This is a genomic window from Nocardia concava NBRC 100430 (genome assembly GCF_000308815.1).
GTDB lineage: Bacteria > Actinomycetota > Actinomycetes > Mycobacteriales > Mycobacteriaceae > Nocardia > Nocardia concava.
Genome location: NZ_BAFX01000020.1, coordinates 1 through 16,219, shown reverse-complemented (window position 1 = coordinate 16,219; position 16,219 = coordinate 1). Strand labels below are relative to the sequence as shown.

Genomic DNA, 16,219 nt, shown 5'->3' with positions numbered 1-16,219 from the left:
AAGCGCGCCGGGATGACGATTACACCCAGTTCTCGATCCAGTACTTCCAGATGATCGAGGCGTAGGCGGCCAGCGGCGGGACCTTGATGTCGGTGCCGGCGAGGGCGGCGGCGGTGTGCCGGGAGTCGAAGCGGCAGGCGAATTCGCTGTCCTCGATGACATCGGTGGGTATGCCGACCTGGCGCAGTGCCCACCCCATACCGGGCACGCGCAGCGTCATGTCGAGGGTCTGCTTGGGCATGACCTCGATGAGGTGCGGGGCCCCGGCCTCGTCGGCGAAGAGGTTGAAGACCTCGGCGACGCTCTGCTCGCGCGGATCCACCAGGTGATAGGTGGACGGTCCGTCGCCGGGCCGGTGGGCGATGTGGTCGAGGGCGCGCGCCACGAAATCGACCGGCACCATATTGGTTTCGCCGAGTTTGGGCGCCACCACGGGCAGGATGCGCGGCAGCTGGGCGGCCATGCGCAGCACCCGGAAGAAGTAGTACGGCCCGTCGATGCGGTCGATCTCGCCGGTGCGAGAGTCGCCGATGACGATGGACGGCCGGTAGATCCGCCACGGCACCTCGGACTGCTCGCGCACGTCCTGTTCGGCGCGCAGCATGGCGCGCTGGTAGGGCGTGGGCAGCAGCTGGCCGACGTCGGTCATGTCCTCGGTGAACAGCCCCTCCCACGCCCCGGCGATGCGCGCGGTCGAAACATGGTGCAGCCGTCCGGCTTCCAGCGTGGCCGCGAGTTCGGCCACCCGTCGGCTGCCGCCGCCCGCCCCGGCCGCGTCGAAGCCGGCGGCCAGGTGGAAGACGTGGTCGATCGAACCGCGGTGCGCGGCAATCCAGCCCGCGTCGATGCCGAGCCCGGGCGCGGCCAGATCCCCGCGCACCGGCTTCACCCGGTCGCGGGCGTCCCAGTCGCGCAGGCAGCGGTTGAAGCGCAGCACGGAGTCCTCGCCGGGACGCACCAGCACGTGGACGTCCGCACCGCGTTTCAGGAGTTCGGGAACCAGAAATCGACCGATGAACCCAGTTGCCCCGGTAACCAGGTAAGCCATGGGGCAACCTTAACGTGACGCGGGCCACATCCCGATCGGGGCTCGGCGAACCACCCAAACCCCGCACACCACGCGAACTTTCGCGGGCGTGTCAGGGTTCGGGCGGCGTGTGGCTAAGCGCCGGTTTCCGCTGCCCGCCGGTAGCCGCGAATCGCGGGGTAGGCGAACACGACGATCATGCCGATGGTCCACGCCAGCGTCTTCAACAGCGGCGTGGCAATCGGCCCGTCCAGCGACAGCCCCTTCATAGCGTCGATGGCCGTGCTCATCGGCTGGTTCTCCACCGTCTTCTGCAACCAGGTCGGATAGGCGTTCACGGGAACGAATCCGGAGTTGAAGAACATCAGCAGGGTGTTCACGATGCCGATGACCGCCACCAGCAGGACGCCCTCGGTGAGCGTGGCCAGGGCGGTGATCATGACCGCGAATCCGATGGCGAACAGCACCGGAATGGCGATCATGGCAATCGAGGCCGCGGGCCCGTACCAGAACCGGAAGCCCAGCGCGATCCCCACCACCAGCACGAACAGCGAGGTGATGAGCACCCGGACGGCCTCGGCCAGCAGGCGTCCGGTGAGCCCGGCCGCCCGGTGGACGGGCATGGTGTAGAACCGCCCGAGCAGTCCGGTCGCCTTCTCGCCCTTGAAGCCGAGCGCGCTCACGATCGATCCGGACATGGCGGCCACCAGCATGACCAGCGGCACGTAGCCGTAGATGGCCGGGATCCCGGTGAATCTGGCGATCGAGTCGCCCAGCACGATCCGGAACATGATCAGCGTCGCCGCCGGGTAGATGAGCGTCTGGATCGTCGTGGAGGTGTCGCGCATCCAGCCCGTGAGCAGCCTCTTGCACTGGATCAGGCTCTGCTCCACCCAGATCGAGAGCGCGCTCTCCGATCGCGGTTTCACCACGGGAAGCGGCTGATGCCCCGCCCACGAATCCTGTTCAGTCGAGTCCTTTTCGACCACGTCGGTCGTCACCGCACTGCTCATGCCCGCCTCACACTCGCCCAGACCGCCAGCGGCGTGAACACGATCGCGCCGCCCACCAGCCACACCAGCGGCACCCAGAACACCTGCCAGGTCACGCCGTGATCGGCCATGTCCCGCAGCGCGAAGGAGAACTGCGAGATGGGTTGATTACGCACGAACGGCCGCACCCAGGCGGGGAATCCGGACTCGGGCACGAAGCCGCAGGACAGCATGCCGAAGATCAGGGTCGGCAGTGTCAATGCCTGGCTGAGGGATTCGGGACTCTTGGTCAGTGACCCGAGCCCGTCGGCGCCGACGGCCAGCACGGTCCCGATCGCGAGGGAGAACGCGCAGAACAGCACCGCCTGGCCGAAGCCGGCCACGAAGCGGAAGCCGATCATGTAGCCCCAGCCGAGTGCCGCGATGAGCGAGACCACCGAGCGCACCACGCCCGCGGACTGCCGCGACACCAGCGGCACCATCTTGCCGATGGGCATGGTCTGCATACGGGTGTTGAGTCCGGTCATGGCCTCGAACGCGGCCAGCTGCGCATTCGACATCATGGTGAAGGACATGGTCTGCAGCACGATGATCGGCATCACGAACTGCGCGTAGTTGATCCCGGCGAACTGCATGACGTATTTCAGCGGCAGGTAGAAGCCGAGGGTGAAGACCAGCGGGATGATCACCGCGACGATGAGTTCGCCCTTGGTGGCCATGACCCAGACGATGCGCCCGGTGAGCGCGCGCCACTGCGCGAAGCTGGTGGGCCGGGCCGGGGGGACATCGGCGAAGAGGTCGGCGGCGCGCGTGTTTTCGACCGTGGTCATGCGGTGCCCTCCGCGTCGGCGAGCTCCTTGCTGCCGTGTCCGGTGAGGGTGAGGAAGACGTCGTCGAGCGAGGGGCGGCGCAGGCCGATGTCGGCCAGCTTCACGCCGACCGCGTCGAGCCGGCGCAGCGCCTCCGACAGCGTGACCGCGCCGTCCGGGGCCGGAATCGAAAGCCGGTCGGCGCCCGCCAGTTCCGCGCGGACCGCCTCGGGCACCAGATCGCCGAGCGCGTCGGCGGCGGTGCTCAGCTGGGTGGGATCCAGCGGCACGACCTCGCAGTAACTGCCGCCGGTCTTCTCCTTGAGGGCGTCGGCGGTGCCCTCGGCGATGACGGTGCCCTTGTCGATGACGATGATGTTGTCGCTGAGCACGTCGGCCTCTTCGAGGTACTGCGTGGTCAGCAGGACGGTGATGCCCTGGTTCTTGAGCGCGGTGACCAGATCCCAGACGCCCTGGCGCGAGCGCGGATCCAGGCCGGTAGTGGGTTCGTCGAGGAACACCACCTCGGGCCGGACCACCAGACCGCAGGCAATGTCCACGCGACGGCGCATGCCGCCGGAGTAGTGGCGCACCGCACGGCGGCCGGCGCCGGTGAGATCGAACTCCTCGAGCAGGGTGTCGGCGCGCTGCCGGGCCGCCTTGCGGGGCAGGCCCATCAGCCGTCCGAAGAGCTCGAGGTTCTCGCGGCCGGAGAGGTTCTCGTCGAGGGCCGCGTACTGGCCGGTCATCATGATGGACCGGCGGACCGCGGCGGGATCCTTGCTCACGTCGTGCCCGGCGATGCGGGCGGTGCCGGAGTCGGGGCGCAGCAGGGTGGACAGGACCTTGACCGTGGTGGTCTTGCCCGCGCCGTTGGGGCCGAGAATGCCGAGCACCTGGCCGCGGGCGGCGGTGAAGCTGATGCCCTGCAGCGCGTGCACCTCGCCGAAGGACTTGCGGACGTCTTCGACGTAAACGGCCGGATCGTCGGGTGTCACGGATTCCGGTCTGTCCAAGCTGGGCATCAACTCTCCACTATCGGCTGGTCGGGCTGAACGATGTCGCCCCGGTGACGGGTCCCCACAACCCCGCAGGGGTAAGTCACTACCGCCCGCAGGGATGATCCACACCGTCGGCCGTGATGTTACCGGCGCATCCGAAACAGGGACGTTCATTAGCCGAAGCAGCTATTCCCAAACTGTGCGCTTGGTCACAAACCGGAGGGTTCCCGAATAGCCGCTGATCCAGGCCCAGACCGGCCGGTATGCGGTGATTTCGCTACCTTGTCGCATCTGCGACTCGAACCATAGTCTGGCTGCACGGGGAGAGACATTCCCGGCCACGAGAGGTTGACCATGGCCGAGTCGGCGCAGCCGGCAACAGGGCGCGCTAATGCGGGCCGATCGAAGGTACTGACGTCCTACGACCCACGGACCGGGGAGGTCGTGGGCGAGTACGCGAGCATGGGCGCGGGAGAACTCACCCGCACCGTCCGCTCGGCGCACAGCGCCGAACACTGGTGGGCGGCACTGGGTTTCGACGCGCGCAAGCGCTGGCTGCTGGATTGGAAGCGGGCCATCGCCCGCGGCACCCGGGATCTGGTCGAACTGGTCTCCAGCGAGACCGGAAAGCCGCGCCTGGACGCCGCCATCGAGGTGACCCTCGCAGTGGAACATCTGGATTGGGTTGCGCGCCATGCCGGCCGGACGCTGGGCCGCACCAACCGGCTCAGCGCCTCACTGCGGCGCGACCCCACCGGCACCATCGGCCATCTGCCGTTGGGCGTGGTCGGAGTGCTCGGTCCTTGGCACAATCCCGTTCTCACGCCGATGAATTCGATCGCCGGCGCGATGGCCTCCGGCAATGCCGTGGTGTTCAAACCCAGCGAGCTGACCCCCGGCGTGGGCGCCTGGCTGGCCGACACCTGGAACCATCTGGCCCCGAATCAGCCTGTGCTGCAGGTGGTCACGGGCGACAGCGCCACCGCGGCCGCACTCTGCCGCTCGCACGTGGACAAGCTCGCCTACGCCGGTTCGAACGCGGGCGCGCGCGAGGTGGCCGCGCTGGCCGCGCAGTCGTCCACTCCCCTGGTCGTCGAGCAGGGTGGACGCGGGGCGATGGTGGTGCAGGTGGACGCCAAGCTCGACGCCGCCGCGGCGGCGGCCGTGTACGGCGCCATGGCCAATGCGGGACAGCAGCCCGCGGGCGTGCGCTGCGTGTACGTCGCCGATTCGGTGTACGAGCCGTTCCTGGAGCTGGTGGCCGATCAGGCCAAGCGGCTGCGGCCGGGTGCGGACCGCCGCGCCTCCTACGGCCCGATGATCCTGGAGTCGCAGATCGAGGTGGTGCGCCGGCAGGTGCGCGATGCGGTGACCCGGGGCGCGCGGCTGGTGGTGGGCGGCCTGGATTCGATCCGCGAGCCCTATATCGAGCCGATCGTGCTCACCGAGGTGCCCGAGGTGAGCAGCGCGGTCACCGGCGATCCGGTGGGCCCGGTGCTGGTGGTGAACCGGGTGGCCACCATGGACGAGGCCGCCGAGCGGGTGAACGCGGCCGAGAATCCGCGCACCGTCGCGGTTTTCACGCGCGATGTGCGCAGCGTGCCGGAGTTCGCGGCGCACTTGCGCAGTGAACTGATCACCGTGAATTCGGCGCCCGTCTACGGCGTGCACGGTCCGGGCCGCATTCGTAATCCGCAGGTGCTGCGGGAATTCGCCCGCGCGCAGACGATCACCGAGAAGCACCCGCCCGACCAGATCACTTCCGGGACCTTCGAAAAGCATCCGCGGCGGCTGCGCGTGGCGCGCGCGTTGTTCCGTATGCGGCACCGAGTCTGATCCCTCGTCATCCCGGCATGCTTTTGGCCGGGATCCACACCCCCGCAGTAGATTCCGGCCAAAAGCGCGCCGGAATGACGGGGTGGGCTATCCGCCCAGCAATACTGCCCGCATGAGCGCGCTCACCCGGGCCAAGTTCTCCGGCCGCCCGTCGAAGCGGATGCGCCGCCCGACATCGGCGACCTGGGCGATGGCCGCGTGCACCCGGAAGCGGGCCTCGATCTGATCGCCGTCGAGCAGGTTGGCCCACTCCAGCACGTTCTGCCGCTGGATCGAGCGCAGCCGATGTTGTTCGGAGGCGGGCAGATTGGAGAATTCGGAGAAATACACGGGCAGGATCTCCGGCATGGCGAAGGTCATGCGGGCGAAGCGGTCGGCGATGCGCGCGGCCGCGTCGGCGCGGCTGGTGGCCTCGGCCAGCGCCTCGTTATTGGCGATGGCGACCCGTTCGCCGGTGCGGTGGAAGGCCGCGGCCAGCAGGTCGGCCTTGCTGGCGAAGTAGCGGTAGACACTGGAGGCGTTGATGCCCGCGGCCGCGCCGATCTCCTCGATGCTGGCCTCGTGGTAGCCCTGCCGCCCGAAGATGCGGATGGCCTCGGTGAGCAGCTGCTCCCGCTTGGAGATGACGGGCAGCCCGCGCACGATGGGGTCGCCGACGGCCGGGGCGGGCGCGGGCGGCAGCTCGCAGCGCAGGATGTCCCAGCAGATGTCGACGATGAGCCCGGTCAATCGGGTGGTGGACAGCGCGGTGCGGTGCGCGGTGATCGAGCCGATGGCGCTCAGCACGGCGGCGGCGCGCAGCTGGACGTCGGCGGCCTCCGCGTCGGGGTAGAGCTCGGCGATGGGCGCGGCCACGGTGTCGTGCAGGTCGTTGTAGATGACCCGGATGCGGTCGCGGTCCGCGCGCTCCAGATAGCGCCGCTCCCACCGGTACAGCCCGCCCTCGCGGCGCACGTCGATGGTGTACTCGGCGATGCCGCGGATCAGCGCGGTGAGTCGCGGTTCCGGTTCCAGCTCCGGATTGTCGGCGGCCTTGGCGGCGTCCAGCAATTGCTGCGCACCACCTTCCGCGGCGGCCACCAGCAGCGCGTATTTGTTGCGGAAATGCCGGTACAGGGCCGGGCCGGAGATGCCGACCTCGGCGGCGATCTCGTCCACGCCGACCGGGTGGTAGCCGCGTTCGGCGAAGGCTCGCGCCGCTACCCGCACGATTTGGACCTTGCGGTTCTTGGGGCGGCGGCGGGGTCCGGATTCGCTGTCGATTGGCCCGGATTGACCTTCTGGTCGCGCGGAAGCGAGGGCGGCCTCGCTGCGATCGGCGACCATACGGTTTCTCCTTCTCTACGGCACCGGCTGTTGACAGTGCCGGACGAACGACCTTAAGTTAACCACAATTCGCAAACTTGAACACAGTCTGCGGCAATGTAGCCGCATATATATCTGGGAGCCCCGATGAGCGATATCGCGACCACGACGGGTTACACCGCGATCCTGGACGGGCGGGTGCTTCGTATCACCCTCACCAATCCCAAACGCAAGAACGCCATCGATTACGACACCATGGCAGCCCTGGGCGGCACCGTGCGCGCGGCGTCTGCGAACCCCGCGGTCCGGGTCATTGTGGTGACCGGCGAGGGCGGCGATTTCTGCACCGGCGCGGACCTGTCCGCCGCCGACGAGTACGCCACACGCGGCATCACCAACGAGATGATCCTGGACGCGGCCAACGGCATGGTCAAAGCCATTGTGGAGGCGCCGATTCCGGTGATCGCCCGGGTCAAGGGCTCGTGCGCCGGTATCGGCGTGGCCATCGCGCTGGCCGCCGACCTGACCTACCTGTCCGAGGACGCCTACCTGTTGCTGGCCTTCATCAATATCGGGCTCATGCCCGATGGCGGTGCGGCGGGCCTGGTCGCGGCGGCCGCCGGTCGCCCGCTGGCCGCCGAGATGGCGCTGCTGGGCGAGCGGCTCCCGGCGCGCGACGCGCTGGCGCACGGCTTGGTCGCGGGCGTCTACTCCGAGGAGGGACTGGACGCCAAGGTGGAGGCGGCGGTCGACAAGCTCGCGCACGGTCCGCGTCGCGCCCTGGAACTCACCAAGCAGGCCCTCGGGACCGCGGCGCTGGCCTCGTTCGACGCCGTGCTGGCCGCCGAGAAGTCCGGGCAGTGCGAGCTTCTGGACTCCGCTGATTTCGCCGAGGGCGCGGCCGCCATGCTGCAGAAGCGCAAGGCGGTCTTCGCCGAATAGATTGGGCGTCAGCTCTTTCCGGTGACGGTCAGGTAGATCAGCACCACGTTCAGCGTGGTGATGATGGCCGCCACCAGCCAGGCCAGACCGGTGGTGAGGCGGCGGTTGACGTCGTTGCCCATGATGGCCGGGTCACTGGTGAAGCGCACCAGCGGGATCAGCGCGAGCGGGATGCCGAACGACAGCACCACCTGCGAAATGATCAGCGCGCGAGTGGGATCGATGCCGAGCGCGAGCACCACCAGGGCCGGAATCAGGGTGATGACGCGGCGCACGACCAGCGGAATGTGCCGGTGCAGCAGGCCCTGCATGATCATGGCCCCCGCGTACGCACCCACCGAGGTGGAGGCCAGACCCGAGGCGAGCAGTCCGACCGCGAGCAGCAATCCGGCGACCGGTCCGAGCACCTCGACGACCGCGGCGTGCGCGCCCTCGATGGTGTCCACGCCGTCGCGCCCGCGCAGGGTGCTCGCGGCCATGAGCAGCATGGCCAGGTTCACCGCGCCCGCCAGCAGCATGGCCAGGCCGACGTCGTAACGGGTGATGCGCAGCAACCGCTTTCGCGGCGCGCCCTCCTCCGGATGCCCGTGCCGGTCGCGAGCCATACCGGAGTGCAGGTAGACCACGTGCGGCATGACGGTCGCGCCGATCATGGCGGCGGCCAGCAGCACGCTGCCGGAGCCGTCGAAGCGCGGCAGCAGTCCGCCGATCGTCTCCGACGCCGAGGGCGGCGAGATGAACACGGAGGCAAGGAATCCGATGGCGATGACGCCGAGCAGACCGGTGATGACGCGTTCGAAGGGCTGCTGGCCGCGGTGGTTCTGGATCAGCAGCAGGATCATCGACACGATGCCGGTGATGACGCCGCCGACCATGAGCGGCAGCTGGAACAGCAGGTTCAGGGCGATGGCGCCGCCCACCACCTCGGCGAGATCGGTTGCCACGGCGACGGTTTCGGCCTGCCCCCAGTAGGCCAGGCGGACCGGGCGGCTCGCCTTCTCCCGCACCACCTCCGGCAGGGACTTGCCGGTGACCAGGCCGAGTTTCGCGGAGAGGAACTGCACCAGCCCGGCCATGACATTGGCCATGACGACCACCCACACCAGCAGGTAGCCGTATTGCGCACCGGCGCTGATGTTGGATGCGACGTTGCCGGGATCGACATAGGCGATAGCGGCGACGAAGGCCGGGCCCAGTAAGACCGTGGCCGATCGCGCTCGCTGAAACGGGCTGCGCTGGTCTTCGGCCAAACTGGTACTCACAAGAAGAGTTTACGGGTTCCCGAACTTTTTGTTTAGCCCCTCCTACCGAGCTGTGACCTTACCCATAACGGCAAACAGCCCGGCACCTTCCGGTGCCGGGCTGTATCGCGTTGTCCGAGTGAACTTTCGGCTAGACGCCGAGGCCCTGGGCCAGCACCGGCCACGAGTTGATGAACTCGTCGTTCCAGTAACCCCACGAGTGGGTGCCGGTGGCCCGGAAGTTGTAGGTGGCCGGGATGCCCAGCGAGTTCAGCTTGTTCGCCAGGTTGTGGCTGCAGTAGTTGGTGCCCGCCTCGATGACGCCACCGATGATGAGCTGGTTGGCCAGGCCGTAGCCGCCGGGCAGGGTGTAGGGCCCGTTGAGGGTGTCCCACTGGCCGGGCAGACCGCTGCCGGAGGAGACGTAGAGGTTGATGCCGCGCAGCTTCTCGGCATTGATGACCGGATCGTGCTCGGCCCACTCGGGCGAGTTCGACGGGCCGTACATGTTCTCGAGCTTGCCGCCGCCCCAGGTCTCGACGGTCAGGCGCATGAATTCCTGACCCTGCGGGTCGGCCATCTGCGCGCAGCCGGAGTAGGCGGCGACGGACTTGTACAGGTCCGGCCGGGCCTCGGCCAGGGTGAGCACGGTGGTGCCGGAGGTGGAGATGCCCGCGATGGCGTTGACGCCGTTGGTGCCCAGGGCGGCGTCGATCAGCGGGGGCAGTTCCTCGCTGAAGAAGGTGGTCCACTTGTTGCGGCCGAGCACCGGATCGTCGTTGTCCCAGTCCTGGTAGTAGGACCACTTGCCGCCGATGACCTGCACGACATTGACGTTCTTGTCGCCGAGGAAGCCGCCGACGATGTTCGTCTTCTTCACCCAGGAAGCGTCGTCCTGACCGCCGCCCGCGCCATTGAGCAGGTACAGGGTCGGGCGCGGCACCGAGGCGTCGGCGGGCCGCTGCACATCGACCGGGTAGGTGGCGCCCATGGCCGCCGAGTAGACGTAGAGGCGGATGTTCCGCTCATCCTTCATCTCGGCCTTGGTGATCTTCGAACCGTCCGCCGACACCGGATCGGCCAGCAGTTTCTTACCGTCGATGATCGGGTCGGCGGAGGCGGTGCCGCCACCGACGCCGGCCATGAGACCGGTGAGAACCGCGGTGGCAGCTAGGAAGGCCGCGGCTCGCACCCCGCGCCGCCCATTCCGGACATGTCGACGAATCAATGTTTTGCACCTTCATCTCGTGTCGAATTCAGCCCCCGACAGACCATACGCCACACACATCGGCCGGGCGGCAGGGTCACCGGCCGTGTTCGGCCAATCCGCCCAGCGCCTGCACCCAGCCCTCCACCAGCTGCTTGACCTGGTCCAAGCCGAGCACCGCGCCCACGAAGTCGAAGCGGGCGACGAGCCCGTCCTGACTGGTGTCCACGGTGACGTCGAGGTACAGGTCGTCGGCGACCGGTTCCGGGTAGACCCGGGCCGGGCGCAGATCGCGGTAGCGGAATCCGATGCGGCCGGCCGGCAGCACCGCGATCTCCGCGACGGTCTCCGGGTTCAGGTGCCGCAGCAGCCCGAATCCGACACCGCCGGACGGCACCTCCCGGGCGCTATCGCGAATCTGCTCGATGACCGTGCCCGCGCCGGGACCGCCGGCGCGCACCTCGGCGAGGTCGAGTCCCTCGAGGCGCAGCGCGAACGGGTAGGCGGTGCTGAACGCGCCGACCGTGCGCTGCCCGGCCTGGTCACCGGGCGCACGACCGTCGGCGATCAGCCGCACCACCGAACCCAGTGTGTCGCGCAGGGTTTCGGCGGCCGGGTCGAGCAGGGTGGCGGCCAGCGCGGCCAGCAGCACATCGTCGATGCTGGCCCCGTAGCGACGGGCGACGGCGTCGACGGCCGCCGCGCCCTCCCCCGTGATGGAGACCGAGACGCGGCCGCGACCACCGGAATCGGCGTCGCCGAGCACCCGGTCCGGGGACACGCCCTCGGCGACATCGGTGAGCGCCGCACGCCACCAGTCCAATTCGGCGATGGTGGCCGGATCCACGGCGCGCTGCGCGAGCGAGCGGGCGATGCCGAGCGGGTGCGCGTCCGCGCTGGGCGGGGTGGCGTGGCCGCCGGACCAGGAGGCGGTGAGGTCCTCGATGACGGTGCGCCACGAGGTGTCGTCGACCACCAGGCCGTTGGCGACCACCACCAGCACGGCGGCGGGCCGGTCCTCGGGCGCGCCGTCCACGGGCGGGTTCTCGACCAGCACGAAGCGCATGTTGTACCCCTTCTCGGGGTCCAATTCGGCTGCGGCGGCGTGGATCACGGCCTCGATGGGGTCGCCGACGGCCTCCACATTGGGGTCGATCTGCCAGACCACGGCGGCACCGCGCGGCTGCTGCGCCGGAATGTCGAGGGCGACCGAATCGCCGGTCCGGCGCAGCCGCGCCCACAGGCCCGGATGCCGGTCCAGCAGGGTGGCGACCGAGCGGCGGACCCGGGTGCCGGAGATGCCCGCGGCGATATCGAGGGTGATGGCGCGGACCCAGATGCCCGACGGCTCCACCTCGAGCAGGCTCATGGCACCGGCGGGCAGCGCCGAAACCTCGCCCACCGCGGTCAGTCTCGGGCCCTGGTTCACCGGCACGATCGGCTGGGGAGTGCGCGGGGCCGGTTCCGAGACGGCGGGGAGAGCCGCCGGAGCAGCAGCCGGTTCCGGCTCGGCCGCAATCGATTCCGGCTCGGCTGCCGGCTCCGGCTCGGCGGTCGCCGCCTCCGGCTCGTCTGCCACTTCCGGCTCATCCACCGCCGATTCCGGTTCGGCCGCAGCCGATTCCGGAGCATCGGCGTCCGAGTCGAGCTGGAAGGCGATGTCGGGGGCGGGTTCCGGCTCGAGGCCGGGCTCCGGGGCCGAATCGACCGCGGGCTCTTCCGGATCGTGCAGCTTCACCGGCCGCGCGAGGTCCTCGGGCCGGATGACCGGGAGCACCGCGGTGGTGGCCCAGGCGGGCTCGGCGGAATCCTCGGCGGCGGAGGCGGATTCGTCGACCGGTGCGGTCGCCGCGGTCAGCAGGTCCTCGGCGGCGATGACCTGGATGTCCGTCAGCGCCCCTTGGTCGAGCCCGGTCCGGATGTCGGCGGTCAGCACCGCGTGGGTCGCGCCCTCGGCGGCGATCAGGTCCACCAGTTCGGCGGTGCCGTAGTCCCGGTGCTGCGCGACCACCAGGGCGGCGGCCGCACCCAGCGGGAGCACCGGTTCCAGCGGGGACAGGCCGGAGCCCGCGGCCGCCAGATACAGTGCGCGCGCCTCCCGGCCGAGGCCGGAGCGCCGGGCCCGCTCGGCAATGCCGTGCAGGTCGGACTGGGTGAGCACGACCTCGCCGAAGCGGTCGGCCGGGTAGTCGATCCAGGCCGGGTGGCCGGGTTCGACGGGTGCGCTGCGGTCGGCGTCGGTGACCGGTGCGGCGGAACGGGATTCGACCAGCGCGCCGACGCTGGGATCGTCCACGACGATCCAGTCCAGCCCGCCGGTGAGCGGCGGCAGCGTGCGCGCCGCCGAGCCCAGGGTCAGGCCGTGGGTGGCGCGGCTGTCGAGGACGCGGCGGCCGTCGGCCGGGTCGACCGGCACCAGGGCCGCGCCGGACTTGGCCACCGCCCAGGCGGCGAGGACGAGCGCGACCGAGCGGGGCAGCGCGACCGCCACCCGGCTGTCCGGTCCCGCGCCCTGCTCGATGAGAACCCGGGCCAGACGCGAGGATTCGGCGTCGAGCTGCGCGTAGGTGAAGGCGCGGCCGCGGATGACGACCGCGGCGCCCGCCGGATTCGACGCGACGGCGGCGGTCATGAGCTCGGTCAGCGTGCCGCCCGGCTCCTCGACAGCACCGCTCTGTTCCTCGACAGCAGGGCTGGGTGCCGCGACCGCACTGCTCGGTGCCGCGACCGCACTGCTCGGTGCTGCGACGGCATTGCGGGGTGCTGCGACTGCACTGCTGTTGTCGGCCATATCGACTCCGGCGTCGGCGCGATCGATGAGGGTGGCCAGCACCGGTCCGATGACGGCCAGGGATTCGGCGGTGGTCATCATCTGGTGCGTGCCCGGGACCGGGTGCTCCACGATGTCACCGCTGACGTAGGGCCGCCAGTCGGCGGCCGACATCGCCTGCGGCACACCGGGACTGCGGAATTCGGCGCGGAACAGCTCGACGCGGCCGTCGAAATGCCGCGGCCGGTATTCCGAGTCCATCACCAGGCTGCGCACCGCGCCGCGGTAGATGCGGCGCAGCCGGTCCGGGGTCAGTACGCCCAGATCCGCCGGCACCGCGGCGTGCAGCGCGTTCAGCGCCTCCTCGCCGAGGTTCAGCAGATCGCCGTCCGGGAAGGCCTCGGGACCGATTCCGATGGTGGCGAACTCGTCGAGGATGGAGGTGCGGAAGTCGGTCGAGGCGCCCGGGTAGGAGTCCAGGATGGCGAGCAGATCCACCCGCTGCCCCGTGGCCTCCAGTTCGGCGGCGATGGCCTGGGCCAGGTTGCCGCCGAGGGAGTAGCCGAGCACCCGGTAGGGCCCCTCCGGCTGCACCTTGCGCATCTCGGCGGCGTAGCGCCGGGCCACGTCGTCGAGGGTGGCCGGGTCCCAGTCGGTTTCGGTGAGTGCGGGCGACTGCAGGCCGAGCAGCGGCTGGTCCTCGGGGAGGAAGCGCGCCAAACCGGCATAACACCACGACATTCCGGACATGGGCGGGGCGCAGAAGATCGGCGTCCGGGTGCCCGTGCCGCGGATGGGCAGCACGACCTGAAGTCCGGCCTCGGAATTCGAGTCGTAGTCGTGCGCGCCCTCGAGCGCGGCCACGATCCGCTCGCTCAGTCCGGCCACGTTCGGCGCGGTGAAGAACCAGGCGACCCGCACCTCGGCGCCGGTGAGCGCGCGCAGCCGGCTCGCCACCTGGGTGGCCAGCAGCGAGTTGCCGCCGAGGGTGAAGAAGTCGTCGTCCAGGCCGACCCGCTCCAGGCCCAGGACGTCGGCGAAGACATCGGCGACGGTCTGCTCCAGCGGCGAGGCCGGTGCCCGGTACTCGGCGGCCTCGAACTCCGGATCCGGCAGCGCGTTGCGATCCAGCTTGCCGTTGGCATTGAGCGGCAGGGCGTCGAGCACCACGAAGGCGGCCGGGACCATGTACGACGGCAGCGCCGCCGACAGCTCCGACTTCACCTGGGCGACATCGAGTTCCGCGCCGGTGGGCACCAGGTAGGCGACCAGGCGGTCACCGGTGCGCTCGTCGGTCTTGGCCAGCACGGCGGTCTGCGCGATCTCGGGCAGCGCCAGCAGCGCGGCCTCGATCTCGCCCAGTTCGATGCGGAAGCCGCGGATCTTCACCTGGAAGTCGGTGCGGCCCCGGTACTCCAGCTCGCCGCCCGCGTTCCAGGCGACGAGGTCACCGGTGCGGTACATGCGCTCACCGTCGGCGAACGGGTCGGCGATGAAGCGGTCCGCGGTGAGGTCCGGGCGGCCGAAGTAGCCGCGCGCCAATTGCGCACCGGCCAGGTACAACTCGCCCGGCACCCCGACCGGCACCGGCCGCAACCGGGCGTCGAGCACGTAGACGCGACTGTTCCATTCCGGCGCGCCAATGGGCACCGAGACCTGGTCGGCATCGGTGACGGCGTGGTTGGTGATGGACACCGCGGCCTCGGTCGGGCCGTACAGGTTGAACAGCTCCACCTGCGGCAGCGCGGCGCGGAACCGCTGCGCCACCGCACCCGGCAGGGCCTCGCCGATGGCCAGCACGCGCCGCAGCGCGCCCAGCCCGGTGGCCGAATTCGATTCGGCCAGCAGCGCGTCCAGCATGGACGGCACCGTGTGCAGGGTGGTCACGGACTCGCGCGCCATGAGCGCGTTGAGGTACTCCGGATCGCGATGGCCCTCGGGTTCGGCGATGACCAGGCGACCGCCCGAGACGGCGGCGGACCAGAATTCCCAGACCGAGAGGTCGAAGGTGGCGGCCGTCTTGAGCAGCACGGCATCGTCGACGCCGAGCCCGAATTCGGCGGTCTTCCACAGCAACTGGTTCACGACCGCGCCGTGCGGCAGCGCCACACCCTTCGGGCGACCGGTGGAACCGGAGGTGAAGATGACGTACGCGGTATTGGCGGCGGTCAGCGCGGCCACCCGCTCGGAATCGGCGATCGGCGCGTCCGAGTAGCCGGACAGGTCCAGCTCGTCGAGGCGGACCACCTCGGCCAGGTCGGTCTCGAAACCGACGGCGGCCGTGGTCAATACGGCCTTGGGCGCCGCGGTCTCCAGGATGTAGCCGACGCGTTCGGCGGCCTGGTCCGGGTCGACGGGCACGTAGGCAGCGCCGGACCTGGTGACCGCGTACATGGCGACGATCAGATCGGTGGAGCGGCGAATGGCCAGCGCCACCCGGTCTTCCGGGCCGATGCCGCTCTCGATGAGGGCGCGGGCGAGCCGGTTCACCTTGGCGTCGAGTTCGGCGTAGGTCAGTTCACCCTCGCCGTCGGCGACCAGCGCGGTCCGGTCCGCATGGGCCGCAACGGTCCGGTCGAGCAGGGAGGCCAGCGTCGCGGTGGTGTCCACCTCGTGCCGGGTGTCGTTCCAGCCCCGCAGGATTCGCGTCCGCTCGTCGGCGGCGAGCAGTTCCACCTCGCCCACCGGCGTGCCCGGATCGGCGGCGACGCTGCCGAGCAGGCGCACGAAGCGCTCGACGAAGCCCTCGACGGTGGCCTTGTCGAACAGCGCTGTGGCGTAGGTGAATCCGCCGATGATGCCCGCGGGCTCACCGGTCTCGGTGTACCGGTCGGCGGCGATGAGGTGCAGGTCGAACTGCGACAGCTCGGTGTCGATCTCGAGGCCCGCGACCTTCAGGTCGGAGAGCTCGAGGGCGGACTGGGTGTGGTTCTGGAAGGACAGGCCCACCTGGAACAGCGGGTGCCGCGCGGTGGAGCGCACCGGGTTGAGCACCTCGACCAGCCGCTCGAACGGCACGTCGGCGTGGGCGTAGGCGGCCAGGTCGGTTTCGCGCTGGCGCGCCAGCAGTTCGGTGAAGCTCGCGCCCG

General features: G+C 69.8%; 10 protein-coding genes. 2 read left to right on the top strand and 8 right to left on the bottom strand.

Annotated elements, in window-relative coordinates:
* Positions 1-19 precede the first annotated feature (19 nt).
* The 4 genes from ON43_RS05330 to ON43_RS05315 all read right to left on the bottom strand — a co-directional run bounded on the left by ON43_RS05330 (position 20) and on the right by ON43_RS05315 (position 3,853).
* Positions 20-1,048 (bottom strand): SDR family oxidoreductase, encoded by a 1,029-nt coding sequence (locus ON43_RS05330; protein ID WP_040804191.1) that lies wholly within the window; start codon positions 1,046-1,048, stop codon positions 20-22.
* Positions 1,049-1,161: 113 nt separating this feature from the next.
* Positions 1,162-2,040: an ABC transporter permease gene (locus ON43_RS05325; RefSeq protein WP_040804187.1), complete on the bottom strand. Its 879-nt coding sequence runs from the start codon at positions 2,038-2,040 to the stop codon at positions 1,162-1,164.
* Positions 2,037-2,849: an ABC transporter permease gene (locus ON43_RS05320; protein WP_040804184.1), complete on the bottom strand. Its 813-nt coding sequence runs from the start codon at positions 2,847-2,849 to the stop codon at positions 2,037-2,039. Before ON43_RS05320 ends, ON43_RS05325 begins: the two co-directional genes overlap by 4 nt.
* Entirely contained in the window at positions 2,846-3,853 is a 1,008-nt protein-coding gene (locus ON43_RS05315; RefSeq protein WP_051177935.1) for a daunorubicin/doxorubicin resistance ABC transporter ATP-binding protein DrrA, read from the bottom strand. The genes ON43_RS05320 and ON43_RS05315 overlap by 4 nt, the downstream gene beginning before the upstream one ends.
* 330 nt (positions 3,854-4,183) lie before the next feature.
* Between ON43_RS05315 and ON43_RS05310 the strand changes: the two genes are divergently transcribed.
* Positions 4,184-5,665 carry an aldehyde dehydrogenase family protein gene (locus ON43_RS05310; RefSeq protein ID WP_040804181.1) on the top strand — a complete coding sequence of 494 codons (1,482 nt, stop codon included), beginning with the start codon at positions 4,184-4,186 and terminating at the stop codon, positions 5,663-5,665.
* 87 nt (positions 5,666-5,752) lie between these two features.
* Here the strand turns inward: ON43_RS05310 and ON43_RS05305 are convergent, their stop codons facing one another.
* Complete coding sequence (locus tag ON43_RS05305) at positions 5,753-6,991, bottom strand: TetR/AcrR family transcriptional regulator (RefSeq protein ID WP_051177933.1); 1,239 nt, start codon at positions 6,989-6,991, stop codon at positions 5,753-5,755.
* Between the two features lie 126 nt (positions 6,992-7,117).
* Between ON43_RS05305 and ON43_RS05300 the strand changes: the two genes are divergently transcribed.
* Positions 7,118-7,912, top strand: coding sequence for an enoyl-CoA hydratase-related protein (locus tag ON43_RS05300; RefSeq protein WP_040804180.1), 795 nt, complete (start codon positions 7,118-7,120; stop codon positions 7,910-7,912).
* A gap of 8 nt (positions 7,913-7,920) precedes the next feature.
* Here ON43_RS05300 and ON43_RS05295 read toward each other — a convergent pair whose 3' ends face one another.
* From ON43_RS05295 to ON43_RS42160, 3 genes are all read right to left on the bottom strand, one after another.
* On the bottom strand, positions 7,921-9,174 hold the full coding sequence (locus ON43_RS05295; protein ID WP_373283394.1) for an Nramp family divalent metal transporter: 1,254 nt from the start codon (positions 9,172-9,174) through the stop codon (positions 7,921-7,923).
* Between the two features lie 130 nt (positions 9,175-9,304).
* The gene (locus tag ON43_RS05290; protein WP_040804328.1) at positions 9,305-10,297 is read right to left on the bottom strand and encodes an alpha/beta hydrolase; all 993 of its coding nucleotides are present in this window, start codon (positions 10,295-10,297) and stop codon (positions 9,305-9,307) included.
* A 160-nt stretch (positions 10,298-10,457) separates the two neighbouring features.
* A partial coding sequence (locus ON43_RS42160; RefSeq protein ID WP_157513909.1) for a non-ribosomal peptide synthetase occupies positions 10,458-16,219 on the bottom strand: 5,762 nt, incomplete at its 5' end.

What these genes read in the sequence shown, in the direction of transcription:
- ON43_RS05305 (WP_051177933.1), bottom strand. Translation starts at nt 6,991, where the DNA reads ATGGTCGCCGATCGCAGCGAGGCCGCCCTCGCTTCCGCGCGACCAGAA.
- ON43_RS05315 (WP_051177935.1), bottom strand. Translation starts at nt 3,853, where the DNA reads ATGCCCAGCTTGGACAGACCGGAATCCGTGACACCCGACGATCCGGCC.
- ON43_RS05310 (WP_040804181.1), top strand. Translation starts at nt 4,184, where the DNA reads ATGGCCGAGTCGGCGCAGCCGGCAACAGGGCGCGCTAATGCGGGCCGA.
- ON43_RS05300 (WP_040804180.1), top strand. Translation starts at nt 7,118, where the DNA reads ATGAGCGATATCGCGACCACGACGGGTTACACCGCGATCCTGGACGGG.
- ON43_RS05290 (WP_040804328.1), bottom strand. Translation starts at nt 10,297, where the DNA reads ATGGCCGGCGTCGGTGGCGGCACCGCCTCCGCCGACCCGATCATCGAC.
- ON43_RS05330 (WP_040804191.1), bottom strand. Translation starts at nt 1,048, where the DNA reads ATGGCTTACCTGGTTACCGGGGCAACTGGGTTCATCGGTCGATTTCTG.
- ON43_RS05325 (WP_040804187.1), bottom strand. Translation starts at nt 2,040, where the DNA reads ATGAGCAGTGCGGTGACGACCGACGTGGTCGAAAAGGACTCGACTGAA.
- ON43_RS05320 (WP_040804184.1), bottom strand. Translation starts at nt 2,849, where the DNA reads ATGACCACGGTCGAAAACACGCGCGCCGCCGACCTCTTCGCCGATGTC.